Raw genomic sequence first — 13,377 nt, forward strand, 5'->3', positions numbered from 1 at the left:
GCGCTCCCGGGTTCGAGGTAAGCGGTGTCGGCGCTACTGCTGAGCGGCGGCCAGCAGGGCGCGGATCTTCTCGGCACCGGCGGGCGCGGCGGCGTTCTCCCAGAACGGAACTGCCGTCGCGTACGCATCCGCGTAGACCGGTGAATTCACCTGAAAACGCCAACTCTCGCTCAACGGGCCGACGTCGACGGTGTCGTAGCCGAGCACGTCGAGCAGTTGTGCCGCGGCGGCTTTCGCGTCCGCGTCATCGCCCGCGATCGGCAGCGCCGTGCGGTCCGGCGACCCGGCGGGACGGGCCAGCGCGGCAAGGTGCACGAAGTAGATGTTGTTGAACGCCTTGACCACCTTCGACGTCGGCAGATGTTTCTGCAACAGTTCGCTGCTGGTCGTCGTCCCTTCCTCGAGTTCGGGGAACGACCCGTCCCGATCCGGGTAGTAGTTATTGGTGTCGATGACGACCTTGCCCGCCAGCGGCGCCACCGGCACCTGCCGGTAGTTCCGCAGCGGCACGGTCACCACCACGATGTCCCCCGCCGCGGCCGCCTCGTCGGCGGTCGCCGCCCGCGCCCGCGGGCCGAGTTCGGCGACGAGATCGGCGAGGGTCTCCGGGCCGCGCGAGTTGCTGAGCACCACGTCCAGACCCGCGGCAATGGCGAGCCGCGCCACCGTGCCGCCGATATTCCCGCTTCCGATCAATCCAAGGGTTGTCATAAGCGCTGATAACGACGCCGCACCCAGCGATGTTCCCGCATGCGCCGACGGCTGCGTCTGGGCGTGAGCCACGCCACTTATCGCAATTCGGCGGTAGCTGTGAGGTCGCGGATGAGTAGTGCGGCGTGCAGCGAGGTGCGGGATTCCCCGTCTTCGAGATCGACGGCGAGAATGCGTTCGATGCGAGCCAGCCGGTCGTAGAGGGTCGGCCTGCTGATGTTGAGCCTGCGCGCAAGTTCGGTCTTGTTGCCCGCCAGGTCGAGAAACTGGCGCAGGGTGCGGGTCAGCTCGGCGGTGTGCCGAATGTCGTAGCGCAGCAACGCACTCAACTCGGTTTCGGCGAAACGCTGGACGCCCGGCTCGTTGCGGATCAACGAGAGCAGACCGCGCAGCCGCACGTCGCCACTGCGGTAGAACGGCCGCGGCGCCGAAGTCTCCAGTGACAACGCCACTTCCGCGACGTGCGCCGCGTGCGGCAGTTCGTGGGCGGTGTCGAGCAACGAATCCGATTCCGCGCCAACCCCGATCACCACTCGCTCGACGCCGTCGACGCGGCGCACTTCACCGGTGATCGCCGTACAGGCGGCCGTCAGACTGTCGTCGAGATCGCCGCTGCGCGGCAACGCCAGAATCATGCCGACTCGGTCGCCCTGGTCGGCGGCGGCGAGCGCGGTCAGCTTCGCCAGCCCGAGGCCGTGGGTGATCGCGTCCAGGATGCCCGCGGCACGGCGTTGCCTGGCGACCGGATCGGTTTCGGCGACCGCGGCGATATCGATGGCCAGCGGGACGTAGGCGGCGCGGCGGGCCAGGCCGAGCGCGGCGGCCCTGGCCACCGCGTCCCGCTCGTCCAGCACCCGCCCGTTGACCATGTCGTCGATGAGACCGGTCTGCGCCTGCCGGTGCAGGCCGAAGCGGTCCTTCTCGATCATCCGGTGCAGCGTGAGCGTCTGTGCGGCCCGCTCCAGCACCATCCGAGCCCGGGCGGTGGGCACCCGGCCGGACGGCAGGATCAGCCGCCCCCACCGCTGGGTGTGCGGGCCGACGGCCACCGCGTCCCAGCCGTCGGGCAGCAGCCGCGAGGTGGTCTCCCAGTTGTCCAGCAGCGCCGAGGTGGACGCGTGCCGGGCGGTCAGCGTGAGCACCCGATGCGCCAGGTCCTCCAGCACGACCGACGAATCGAGCATGCCCGCAGCGGTTTTCACGATCTCGGCGAGCGAGGCGCGGCGCACGCTGAGGTCGGTGAAGGTCTCGTGCACGGTGCGCGCGAATTCGAGTTCGGCGTACTGCTCAGCCACGATCACCCGGTGCACCGCCTCGGTGATCTCGACGAACCGGGTCACCTTGTGCAGCGCGATCAACGGCAGCCCCAGCGCGTCGGCGGTCGCCGCGACGACCGGCGCGAGCTCCGGCACGTACCCGCCCAGCTCGATCACCAGACCCGAGACCCCGGCGGCGGCCAGCGCGGTCAGGTAGCCGACCGTCGCGATGTCGCCGTGGCTCATCGCCTGCCCGGTGGTGAGAATCAGTTCCCCACCGACCAGCAGCTGCGCCACATCCGCCACGTCGCTCACATGCACCCAGCGCACCGGGCGGTCCAGCGATGCCCCGCCGACGACCTGCGGCTCGCCGGCGCGCACCACCGGCATTGCCAGTACATCGGCCACGGAGGGAAGCACCGACGAATCGTAATACGAAATCGGAAATCACGTACATATCGTCGGGTCATCGGCGAAGGTTGATGCCGGAGAGTGGTAACCAGGGACGCGTCCATCCGCCGACGCACCGCGACGCTCACGGATCGAATCGAGGAGAAATGCAGACAATCGCGCACTGGCTCGACGGCAAGGCTTTCGCTGGCACCAGCGAGGCGACGGCGGCGGTGACCAATCCGGCAACGGGCGTGGTGACCGGGCAGGTCGCGCTGGCGAATGTCGCGGACACCCGCGCCGCCATCGACTCGGCCGCCGATGCCTTCCCGGCCTGGCGGGACACCTCACTGGCACGGCGCACCCAGATCCTGTTCCGATTCCGGGAACTGCTGAACGAGCGCAAGGAAGAGCTCGCCGGGCTGATCACCGCCGAGCACGGCAAGGTGCTCGCCGATGCGATGGGTGAGGTGAGTCGCGGCTTGGAGGTGGTCGAATTCGCTTGCGGCGTTCCGCATCTGCTGAAGGGCGGCTACACCGAGAACGCGTCGACGAAGGTGGACATCTTCTCCATCCGCCAGCCGCTGGGCCCGGTGGCGGTCATCTCGCCGTTCAATTTCCCGGCGATGGTGCCGATGTGGTTCTTCCCGCTGGCGATCGCCGCCGGAAACACGGTGGTGCTCAAGCCGAGCGAGAAGGATCCGTCGGCGTCGCTGTGGCTGGCCGCGCTGTGGGACGAAGCCGGTTTGCCCGCAGGCGTTTTCAACGTGGTGCAGGGCGACAAGGTCGCGGTGGACGAGCTGCTGGACAACCCGGCCATCAAGGCCGTCTCGTTCGTCGGCTCGACGCCGATCGCGCAGTACGTCTATCAGCGCGGCACGGCCGCCGGTAAGCGGGTGCAGGCACTCGGCGGTGCGAAGAACCACATGGTGGTGCTGCCGGACGCCGACCTGGATCTGGCCGCCGACGCCGCGGTGAACGCCGGATTCGGTTCCGCCGGTGAGCGTTGCATGGCGATCAGCGTGGTGGTCGCGGTCGGCGGCGCGGCCGAGGAGCTGGTCGGCAAGATCGCCGAGCGGGCCGCCACCATCAAGACCGGTGACGGCACCCGGGATGCCGACATGGGCCCGCTGGTCACCCGTGCGCACCGCGATCGGGTGGCCGAGTACATCGCGGCGGGTGAATCCGCCGGTGCCCGTGTCGTTCTCGATGGACGCGGCATAGCCGCCGATGGCGCGGACGACGGATTCTGGCTCGGCCCGACGATTCTCGACCACGTCGGCACGGACATGAGCGTCTACACCGACGAGATCTTCGGCCCCGTCCTCTCGGTGGTCCGGGTGGACAGCTACGACGACGCGCTCGCGCTGATCAACGCCAACCCCTACGGCAACGGCACCGCCATCTTCACCAACGACGGCGGCGCGGCCCGGCGCTTCCACAACGAGGTGGAGGTCGGCATGGTCGGCATCAATGTGCCGATCCCGGTTCCCATGTCCTACTACAGCTTCGGCGGCTGGAAGAACTCGCTGTTCGGCGACTCGCACGCGCACGGCGCCGACGGGGTGCACTTCTTCACCCGCGGCAAGGCGGTCACCACGCGCTGGCTGGATCCGAGCCACGGTGGGCTCAATCTCGGGTTCCCGGAGAACAAGTAGTCACCGTCCAGTAGCCGATAGCACCAGCGACGCAGGAGAACTCGCCGATGACCCTCCCGAACGGATTGACCCTGACGGCTGCCAGGCAGGCGGCGGCGCGCGCGTACGAGCTCGACCGGCGCCACGTCTTCCATTCCTGGTCCGCCCAGGCGCAGATCGACCCGATGACGATCAGCGCCTCCCAGGGCTGCTACGTGTGGGACGGCGAAGGCAACCGGCTGCTCGACTTCTCCTCCCAGCTGGTGAACACCAATATCGGCCATCAGCATCCGAAAGTCGTTGCGGCGGTGCAGCAGCAGGCGGCGAAGCTGTGCACCGTCGCACCGCAGCACGTCAACGACGCTCGCTCGGAGGCGGCCCGGCTGATCGCCGAGCGGACACCCGGTGAGCTGAACAAGATCTTCTTCACCAACGGCGGCGCCGAGGCCGTCGAGCATGCGGTGCGGCTGGCGCGGCTGCACACCGGTCGCCACAAGGTCTTGGCGCGCTACCGCTCGTATCACGGTGGCACCGAGACCGCGATCAACCTGACCGGTGATCCACGGCGCTGGCCCAACGATCACGGCAACAGCGCAGTGGTGCACTTCTTCGGGCCGTTCCTCTATCGCACGCAGTTCCACGCGGGCGATGAAAGCGAGGAGACCGAGCGCGCTCTGGCGCATCTCGAGCAAACCATCGCGTTCGAAGGACCGAGCACCATCGCGGCGATCGTGCTCGAATCCATCCCGGGCACAGCGGGAATCATGATTCCGCCGCCGGGGTACCTGGCAGGTGTGCGGGCGCTGTGCGACAAGTACGGCATCATCTTCATCGCCGATGAGGTGATGTCGGGGTTCGGGCGCACCGGAAAGTGGTTCGCGATAGAGCATTTCGAGGGCGTCACGCCCGATCTGCTCACCTTCGCCAAAGGCGTGAACTCGGGGTACGTGCCGCTCGGCGGGGTGGCGATCAGCCCGGCCATCGCCGCGACCTTCGACAATCGGGCATACCCCGGCGGTCTCACGTACTCCGGTCATCCGCTGGCCACGGCCGCCGCAGTCGCGACGATCACCGCGATGGCCGACGAAGGCATCGTCGAGAACGCCGCCGAGATCGGTGCGCGGGTACTCGGCCCCGGCTTACGGGAACTCGCCGAGCACCACCCGAGCATCGGCGAGGTACGCGGCACCGGCGTGTTCTGGGCGCTGGAGCTCGTCCGCGATCGCGCGACCCGCGAACCGCTCGCCCCATACGGTGGGACGAGTGCGGCGATGACGGAGGTCGTCGCCGCATGCCGGGCCGCGGGACTGCTGATGTTCGTCAATTTCAACCGGCTGCATGTGGTGCCGCCGTGCATCGTCAGCGAGGCCGAAGCGAAAGAGGGCCTGGCGATTCTCGACCGGGCACTGACCGTCGCCGACCAGCACACGTCCTGACCACCGGCTCTCGCCGGAATGACGGGCGACCGGAATGTCCTTGACCGACTGAGCGTTCCAGTTGTGCGTGACCGATACTGCTGAGCTTTCCGCGGATCTGAAGAAGTATCTGGACGAGTCGAAGGTGTTCGCGACCGTGGCCACGGTCGGCCCCAACGGGCAACCACACCTGACCGTCATCTGGCTGAAGCGCGACGGCGACGATCTGCTGTTCTCCACCACCACCGATCGCCAGCAGGGCAAAAACCTGGCGCGCGACCCACGGATCACCGTAATGATCAACCCGCCGGACAACCCGTACACCTACGCGGAGATCCGCGGGACCGCGACGCTCACGCCGGACCCGGACAAGACGCTGCCGGACGAGCTGTCGATGAAATACACCGGTCAGAAATACCTGGACTTCAACCCGGCATCCGTGCACGACGGCCCGCGGGTCATCGTGCGGGTCACGCCACGCAAGGTCGCAGGCCGCCTCTGAGCTCGTTGATCCGACGGCCCGGCAGGCTCACGCCTGCTGGGCCTCTTCCTGCGCGTGCTGCGCCTGTGCGAGCTCCTGCGGCGTGAACCGCACCGTCAGCGCGATCAGACCGGCCACGAACGCGACGATCGCGCACACGAAGAGCACCAGCGTGTAGCCGCTGCCCAGCGCGGCGACCTCGGTCGCGGTCATATCGGTCACCTTGCCGGTCCGCCCGCCGAGCGACAGCGTGCGCGACGCCGCGATCGGACTGAGCAGGCCGATGGCCACCGGCGTCGCCAGGTTCATGAACATCTGCCCCACCGCGGACAGCGGCCCGATGTTCTCCGCGGACACCCCGACGAGCACACATAGCGGCGCGAGCACCATCGCCATGCCGACGCCGAAACCGATCACCACGAGCAGCGGCAGCAGCGTCGTCAGGTACTGCACGCCACCGTCGAGCGTCGCCCCGAACAGCAGACCGATACCGAGCACGGTCGCCGCACCGGCCAGCAGCCAGCGCGGCGCGACGAACATGGCGGCCTTGGAAGCCACCGCGCCACCGATGCCGATGCCGATGGTGAACGGAATGGCCGCGACACCCGCCTGCAGCGGGCTATACCCGATCACGTTCTGCAGGAACTGCGCGACGAAGAACGTCATCGCGCCCAGCACGCCACCGGCCAGGAAGATCAGCAGGAAGGTCGCGACGCGATCGCGGCTGTCGAACAGCGACCACGGCAGCAGCGGATCGGGCACCCGCCGTTCCATGAACACGAAGACGACGAGCAGCACCGCGCCACCCACCAGCGAACCGATGATCGCCGGGTTGTCCCAGCCCATCTCCGGTCCCTCGGTAGCGCCGAACACGATGGCGGCGCAGGCGAGCGTGCCCAGCACGGCGCCGCGCACGTCCAGCGGTGACCGGTGGTGGGCGGTGTCGGCGAGTTTGTAGATCGCGCCGAGGATGATCAGCGCACCGATCGGCACATTGATGAGAAAGATCCAGCGCCAGGACACCTGGGTCAGCGCGCCGCCGACGACCAAGCCGCCGACCGATCCGATACCGACCATCGAACCGACGATCGCGATGGCCTGGTTACGCGCCTTGCCTGGCGCGAAAGTCGTTGCCACGAGGGCGAATGCGGTCGGCGCCGCGATGGCCGCGCCCGCGCCCTGGATGGCGCGCGCGGCGAGCAGCATGGCTTCGTTCTGCGCCAGTCCGCACAGCAGCGAGGCGAAGGTGAACAACCCGACGCCGATGATCAGCATCCGCTTGCGCCCGAACGCGTCGCCCAGCCGTCCGCCGAGCAGCATCAGCCCGGCGAAGGTGAGGCCGTAGGAGGTCACTGTCCAGGCGCTACCCGCGCTGGTCAGCCCCATTTCTTCCTGCAGCCGAGGCAAGGCGAAGATCACCACGGTGCCGTCGAGCACCACCATGAGTTGCAGCCCGCTCAGCACCAGGATGGCGAGCCCGAAGGCCCGCTGCTTCATCGGATACTGCATCGTCGCAGCGGGATTCTGGAGCACAGTGAGCCACTGTAAACGATTGGCCTAGGTCGTTTCTGCCGCGCTGTCCGCCGAGAAGCCCGCTGTGGGGCCGATGACCACGATGGCGGGTGGGCGAATCCCTTCGTCGCGGACCCGGGCGGCGACGGTGCCGAGGTCGGCGCGCAGGACCCGTTGGGTGCGCATGGTGCCTTCCTGGATGACGGTGGCCGGGGTGTTCGCGGGGCGGCCGCCTTCGATGAGCACCGTGGCGAACTGCTCGATGCGCTCGACGGCCATCATCAACACGATCGTGCCACGCAGGCGGGCCAAGGCCGCCCAGTCGACCAGGGAATCCGGGTGGTCGGGGGCGACGTGGCCGCTCACCACCACGAATTCGTGGGTGACGCCGCGGTGGGTGACCGGGATTCCGGCCGCGGCCGGTACTGAGATCGGGCTGGTGATGCCGGGCACCACGGTCACCGGTATGCCCGCGTCGACGCAGGCCTCGAGTTCTTCGAAGCCGCGGCCGAATACGTACGGGTCGCCACCCTTGAGGCGGACCACGAACTTGCCTGCCTTGGCCCCTTCGATCAGTGCGGCATTGATCGCGTCCTGGGCCATCGCCCGGCCGTAGGGAATTTTCGCCGCGTCGATCACCTCGACGTCGGGGCCGAGTTCGGCCAGGAGTTCCGGCGGGGCGAGCCGGTCGGCGACCACCAGGTTCGCGCGGCCGAGCAGCCGTCGCCCGCGCACCGTGATCAGGTCCGGATCGCCGGGGCCGCCGCCGACCAGCGCGACGCCCGGGGTGATCGGTGTCGAATCATCGGTCACCACACCGGATTGCATGGCCTCCAACAGCGCGTTGCGCACCGCGGCCGAGCGCCGGTGCTGGCCGCCGGCCAGGACACCGAGGGTGATGCCGTCGTAGCGTGCGGTCGCCGGGGTGACCGCAGTACCGAGCCGTGCGATGTCGGCGCGCACGCAGAAGATCCGCCGCCGGGTGGCCTCCTCGACCACCGCCGCGTTGGTCTCCGGTTCGTCGGTGCAGGCGATCGCGTACCACGCGCCGTCCAGGTCGCCGTCCGCGTAGGCCCGCAGCGTGACGGTGATCTGCCCGGACGTCGCCATCCCCTCGACCGCCGGGGTGACTTCGCGGCTCACCACGTGCACGTCCGCGCCGGAGGCGATCAGCAGTCCGAGCCTGCGCTGCGCCACGGTGCCGCCGCCGACCACGACGACGCGGCGGCCGTCGAGATCGAGCCCGACCAGGTAGTTCGGGTCGCCCTCGTTCGGTGCGGCGGGGTGGGATACCGCCTGGTCGGCGGTGGGGTCTGACGTGTTCGGCACAATTTTCGAGCCTACGGCCTGTGTCCGGTGTGACGGCAATCGACTCGGCTACCGCCGGTACGGCGCCTCCTGGACCCAGTGGAAGCCGCGCTCGACCAGCGGAAAACGGTCGAGGTCGAGCAGCTCGAGACGCATGCGCACCGGGCGGCCGCCGAGCTGGCCGTCCAGGATCAGCCTGTTCGGTTCCGGCCGTTGGAAGGAGAACGTGCCGAACTTGAACTTGCCCGCCATGTCCTGGGCGATGGTCACCGTGTGCTGGTCGGTGTCGACGGTTCCAGGGAAGGTGACCAGCGAATCGTCCATCCGCTGGACGGTCACCGAGACGGGGTTGTCGAAGATGACGCGGCGGAGGCGCTCGGTCGCGATGGCGCTCGCGGGACGGGGCTGCTCGTTGCTGGTGACCAGGGCGGGCAGATCCTGTCCGGCGAGGGAGTATTCGGTGACGTTCCAGATGCCGTAGAGCGGCGACTTGGGCCGGGCGTTGCCGTAGCGCTGCCACGCTTCCAGTGCGTCGGTGAAGATGGTGAAGACGAACCAGAGCGCGAGCATCACCTGAATGACGCGCGCCACCCGATTCCATCGCGCCTTCGCGAACAGCGGGCGCCGCACCACGGCATCGACGCGTCGGCCCGCGAGAAACAGGGCAAGCCTGCGTACTTCGGGCATGACCAGGACAATCGCCAATAGCAGCAGATGCAGCGCGTACAGCTTGACCGGCACGTCATAGGTGAGGTTGAGCAACAGCACTTGCAGACCGACCACCAGCGCGAGCAGCGCACCCGCCGTCGCGGTGAGCGGCACGAGCAGCAGCAGGGCGGCGGTGACCTCGGCGAGGCCGAGCGCGATCTCGTAGGGCTCCGACGCCGCCGTCTGCGCCCACAGCAGCCCCATCGGGCTCATGTCGCCGAAGGGCTCGACGAGCCGCTGCAATTCGAACGACATCTGCGACGGCAACACCTTGACCATCCCGTACAGCAGCAGCGAGGTCGCCAGCGAGAATCGGAGCAGCAGCCGGAACCATTCGTTCAGCACCGCATGGTTCGGCCGCCGTCGATCGACGGCCGACCACACCGCCGTGGCCACCGCCGCGACGAGCAGCCAGGTGAACGCCGAAACCCAGTTCGCGGCCGTGTCGCTGCTGCCGGTCTCGGCCCAGCTCAGCGGCTTGTCCAGCCGCAGGACATGCTCGGCCACCCAGTCGCTCGGCAGGCGAAGCGACCACGCGTTGCCGACCTCCTGCACCCACTCATGTGGCACCCCCAGCGAGCCGAACAGCTTGAGAAACAACCACTGCCCGGCCACCGCGATGCCGAAGTAGACGAACGCGAACCGGAACAGCACCCGCGTTACCGGCCGCCACTCAGCCGGTACCTCCGTCGCGGAGTCGGGCCGGACCACGTCCGTCACCATCGTTGCCACTACGCCCAACCTCTCCACCAACCCGAAACTCCCGTGCGGCCAGCAAATCTAGACCGAACGGCCTGCTGGGCGAACACGGAAAAACCGGTGCCCCTGCCTTCGGAGGCACCAGAATTGGGGGTCCCGACCGGCCGGACCCGCTTCGCCACATGGGGTTTCAGCCGTATCGGCCTGGCGATGACGAAAGTTCGGCGTGGCGATCATCACCTGTCCGGCGCGGCAGGCCGTCCCCGCCGTGCGGGTTTGTCGTGGGTGCGGACGATCCGTACGTTGCGGACGGGATGGTTCCCTTGCAGGCTTGACCCATGACGCAGGCAATATCGGCACGACAACTGCTCGAGGTGGCATACGACGAAGCCATGCGCGGGCTCGCCGAGGGCGGCATTCCGATCGGCGCGGCCCTGTTCGCCGCCGACGGCACGCTGCTCGGTCGCGGCCACAACCGCCGCGTGCAGTCCGGCGATCCCAGCATCCACGCCGAAACCGATGCCTTTCGCGCCGCAGGCCGCCGCCGCGATTACGGTTCGACAATCATGGTGACCACGCTGTCGCCGTGCTGGTACTGCAGCGGTCTGGTCCGCCAGTTCGGCATCGGCTCGGTCATCGTCGGCGAATCGCAGACCTTCCACGGTGGGCACGACTGGCTGGCCGAGAACGGCGTCGCGGTGACCGTCCTCGACGACCAGAGCTGTATCGAGATGATGAGCACGTTCATCGCCGACCATCCCGCGCTGTGGCACGAAGACATCGGCGTCGCGGACGAAATCGAGGCCGAATGAGCGCGATCGCATCGATCGACCTGGCCCGCTGGCGGGCCGGCGGCACGGCGGCGGCCGAGGTCGAGCACGAGGTGGACGAGGGCTTGCGGCGCGCCGGGTTCCTGCTGGTGTACGGGCACGGCGTGCCGGAGAAGCTGGCCGGGCAGGTGCGTGCCGCGGCTCGGCGCTTCTTCGCGCTGCCGGATTCAGTGAAGGAAAAGTACGCCGTCACGGTCGGCGGGCGCGGGTGGATCGGGCCGGGCAAGGAGGCCAACGGTTATGCGGAGGGCACCGAGACGCCGCCCGATCTGAAAGAGACCTTCGCGGTCGGCGCGGACACCGCGATCGGCGACCCGCGCGTCGACGATGTCTGGTTCCTGCCCAATGTGTGGCCGGACGAGGTGCTCGAGCTGCGCGAGTCGGTGACCGCCTACACCGCCGCCGTGCACACCCTGTCCGATGAACTGCTCGCTCTGTTCGCGGCCGCACTTCGCCTGCCCGCCAACCCTTTCCAGGACATGGCCAGCCGCCCCACCTGGACCTGCAACATCAACCACTACCCACCCATGACCGAGGTCGGCACCCCGGAGCCCGGCCAGTTCCGGATCGGGCCGCACACCGATTTCGGCACCGTCACCGTGCTGGACCGCGAACCGGGTGCGGGCGGTTTACAGGTCTTCACCGAGGAGACGGGTTGGGCCGACGCGCCATACGATCCCGCCGCCATGACGGTGAACATCGGTGACCTGCTTGCCTATTGGAGCGGGGAGCGCTGGCCGTCCGGACGGCATCGGGTGCTGCCACCGCAGGCGGAAGCGCCCGAAGAGGACCTGGTGTCGCTGATCTATTTCTACGAACTCGACCACGATGCCGTCGTCACGCCACTCGAACCCCCGATCGGCCGCGTGACCGGCCGACCACCGGTTGTCTCCGCCGAATTCCTGCGCACCCGCTTGGATGCCATCACCGTCGGCTGACACTCCCCGACTTCCGCACGAAGGCGGTTCCGCGGGCGGGAAGTCAGGGATGCGGCGAGCTTCGGACTAGCGGGGGTAGTCCTGGACCCAGCGGAACTCGGTGCTGCGCAACCGGAAGCTGTCGAGGTCCACTTGCTCCAGCGACAACGTGACGGCGTGGCCGTTGAGTTGACCGTCGAGTCGTAACCGGTCCGGCGCAGGCTGGGTGAAGGTGAAAGTGGCGATCTGTTTCGGCTCGGGCCGCACCATTTGGACCGGCCCCGCACCGGTGGTCGCCTCCGACACGGTGATCGTGTGCGCCTCGCTGTCGACCGCACCGATCGCATGCACCAAACTGCCGTCCATTTTCTGGTACGTCATCGCGCCGACATCGAAAATCACCCGCTGCCAACGATTCTGATCGGTGATCAGCGGCGGAAGCGGCTGACCGTCCTGGCTGAATTCCGACACCGACCAGATTCCGTACAACGGCGGTTTCGGCGCACCGCCCCCGGATTCATTCCAGTTCTTCAGATTCTGCGGGACGAGGCCGAGTATTGCCCACGCGCCGAGCGCGACCTGCAGGCCCACCGCGATCAATCGGACACGACGCGTTCGGAACGGATCCGGTTGCGCGGCAGGACCGGTCGGTCGTTGCAGCACAAGGACATTCGCCAGCTTGCGCGCCTGCGGTGCCAGCAACACCAGCGACAGCAGCACCAGGTGAAATGCCAGAATCTTCACCGGCACACCGAAGGTCATGTTCAGGATGAACACCTGCGCCATGCTCACCAGACTCAGCAGCGCACCGAGCGTGGCGGTCCGCGGGAGGAACAGCAACACTCCGGCAAGCACTTCCGCGAAACCGAGCAGCATCTCGTAGACCGGAGAGCTGCCGACCTGTAGCCACAGGACCCTCATCGGCGTGAAGTTCCCGTACGGCGTGAGCAAGGCCGTCAGCGGCGGCTCGGGCATCTGCAGCGGAATAGCCTTCGCCAGCCCGTACACGAGCATCGTCCCCGCTAGGCAGAGCCGGATGACGAGCAGGAACCAGGCATGCAGCGTCTGATAGTTCGGCCGCCGCCGGTCCAGCACGGCCCACAGCGCGGCCGCCACGAGGGCGACCACCAGGTTGCAGAACACGAAGACCCAGATGATCGCCTGGTCACCGCTACCCGACTCGCGTAGCGCGACGTCCACGCCGAACACCTGCCGCCCGACCCAGGCCATGATCGGACTCAGCGGCTCCAGCAAACCCTGGTTCGTCCAGTCCGGAAGCTTGGTTTGGAAGATCCCCGCGTACACCCGCGGCAGGCCGAACACCAGGCAGAACACGATGAAATAGACGAAGGAGAACTGGAAGGCGAAGCGGGTCGCCAGGTTCCACGTCGAGGTGGCCGCGGTGCTCAGCGCGGGGGCGGCGCGGTCCGTTTTCACTGGCTCCGTATCGACCGCGTTCACATCGCCCCTCTTCTCCACCGGATCTACCTGCACCGACGGTATGGTCGCAGGG

11 protein-coding genes are annotated in these 13,377 nt (G+C 67.9%); 5 read left to right on the forward strand and 6 right to left on the reverse strand.

Annotated features, from left to right (window positions below):
- Window positions 1–33 precede the first annotated feature (33 nt).
- Both KV110_RS29560 and KV110_RS29565 read right to left on the reverse strand, forming a co-directional pair.
- Window positions 34–711 carry an NADPH-dependent F420 reductase gene (locus KV110_RS29560; protein ID WP_218470482.1) on the reverse strand — a complete coding sequence of 226 codons (678 nt, stop codon included), beginning with the start codon at window positions 709–711 and terminating at the stop codon, window positions 34–36.
- 77 nt (window positions 712–788) lie between these two features.
- Entirely contained in the window at window positions 789–2,387 is a 1,599-nt protein-coding gene (locus KV110_RS29565; protein WP_218470483.1) for a PucR family transcriptional regulator, read from the reverse strand.
- Window positions 2,388–2,524: 137 nt separating this feature from the next.
- Between KV110_RS29565 and KV110_RS29570 the strand changes: the two genes are divergently transcribed.
- From KV110_RS29570 to KV110_RS29580, 3 genes are all read left to right on the forward strand, one after another.
- Complete coding sequence (locus tag KV110_RS29570; protein ID WP_218470484.1) at window positions 2,525–4,015, forward strand: CoA-acylating methylmalonate-semialdehyde dehydrogenase; 1,491 nt, start codon at window positions 2,525–2,527, stop codon at window positions 4,013–4,015.
- Between the two features lie 47 nt (window positions 4,016–4,062).
- Window positions 4,063–5,430, forward strand: a complete 1,368-nt coding sequence (locus tag KV110_RS29575; protein ID WP_218470485.1) for an aspartate aminotransferase family protein — start codon at window positions 4,063–4,065, stop codon at window positions 5,428–5,430.
- Window positions 5,431–5,497: 67 nt separating this feature from the next.
- On the forward strand, window positions 5,498–5,911 hold the full coding sequence (locus tag KV110_RS29580; protein WP_218470486.1) for a PPOX class F420-dependent oxidoreductase: 414 nt from the start codon (window positions 5,498–5,500) through the stop codon (window positions 5,909–5,911).
- A 27-nt stretch (window positions 5,912–5,938) separates the two neighbouring features.
- Here the strand turns inward: KV110_RS29580 and KV110_RS29585 are convergent, their stop codons facing one another.
- The 3 genes from KV110_RS29585 to KV110_RS29595 all read right to left on the reverse strand — a co-directional run bounded on the left by KV110_RS29585 (window position 5,939) and on the right by KV110_RS29595 (window position 10,150).
- Window positions 5,939–7,399 carry an MFS transporter gene (locus KV110_RS29585; RefSeq protein ID WP_218479053.1) on the reverse strand — a complete coding sequence of 487 codons (1,461 nt, stop codon included), beginning with the start codon at window positions 7,397–7,399 and terminating at the stop codon, window positions 5,939–5,941.
- 48 nt (window positions 7,400–7,447) lie between these two features.
- On the reverse strand, window positions 7,448–8,653 hold the full coding sequence (gene cobA / locus KV110_RS29590) for a uroporphyrinogen-III C-methyltransferase (protein WP_218479054.1): 1,206 nt from the start codon (window positions 8,651–8,653) through the stop codon (window positions 7,448–7,450).
- 126 nt (window positions 8,654–8,779) lie between these two features.
- A complete protein-coding gene (locus KV110_RS29595; protein WP_218470487.1) occupies window positions 8,780–10,150 on the reverse strand; it encodes a DoxX family protein in 1,371 nt (456 codons plus the stop codon).
- 332 nt (window positions 10,151–10,482) lie between these two features.
- On the opposite strand from KV110_RS29595, the gene KV110_RS29600 reads away from it, so the two are divergent.
- Window positions 10,483–10,929, forward strand: coding sequence for a nucleoside deaminase (locus KV110_RS29600; RefSeq protein ID WP_218479056.1), 447 nt, complete (start codon window positions 10,483–10,485; stop codon window positions 10,927–10,929).
- Complete coding sequence (locus KV110_RS29605; RefSeq protein ID WP_218470488.1) at window positions 10,926–11,885, forward strand: isopenicillin N synthase family dioxygenase; 960 nt, start codon at window positions 10,926–10,928, stop codon at window positions 11,883–11,885. Before KV110_RS29600 ends, KV110_RS29605 begins: the two co-directional genes overlap by 4 nt.
- 66 nt (window positions 11,886–11,951) lie before the next feature.
- Here the strand turns inward: KV110_RS29605 and KV110_RS29610 are convergent, their stop codons facing one another.
- Window positions 11,952–13,343 carry a DoxX family protein gene (locus tag KV110_RS29610; RefSeq protein WP_246634065.1) on the reverse strand — a complete coding sequence of 464 codons (1,392 nt, stop codon included), beginning with the start codon at window positions 13,341–13,343 and terminating at the stop codon, window positions 11,952–11,954.
- Window positions 13,344–13,377: the final 34 nt, after the last annotated feature.

This window comes from Nocardia iowensis (genome assembly GCF_019222765.1).
Taxonomy (GTDB): domain Bacteria; phylum Actinomycetota; class Actinomycetes; order Mycobacteriales; family Mycobacteriaceae; genus Nocardia; species Nocardia iowensis.

Coding starts and splice junctions, on each gene's coding strand:
- KV110_RS29560 (WP_218470482.1), bottom strand. CDS start 711: ATGACAACCCTTGGATTGATCGGAAGCGGGAATATCGGCGGCACGGTG.
- KV110_RS29585 (WP_218479053.1), bottom strand. CDS start 7,399: ATGCAGTATCCGATGAAGCAGCGGGCCTTCGGGCTCGCCATCCTGGTG.
- KV110_RS29570 (WP_218470484.1), top strand. CDS start 2,525: ATGCAGACAATCGCGCACTGGCTCGACGGCAAGGCTTTCGCTGGCACC.
- KV110_RS29575 (WP_218470485.1), top strand. CDS start 4,063: ATGACCCTCCCGAACGGATTGACCCTGACGGCTGCCAGGCAGGCGGCG.
- KV110_RS29605 (WP_218470488.1), top strand. CDS start 10,926: ATGAGCGCGATCGCATCGATCGACCTGGCCCGCTGGCGGGCCGGCGGC.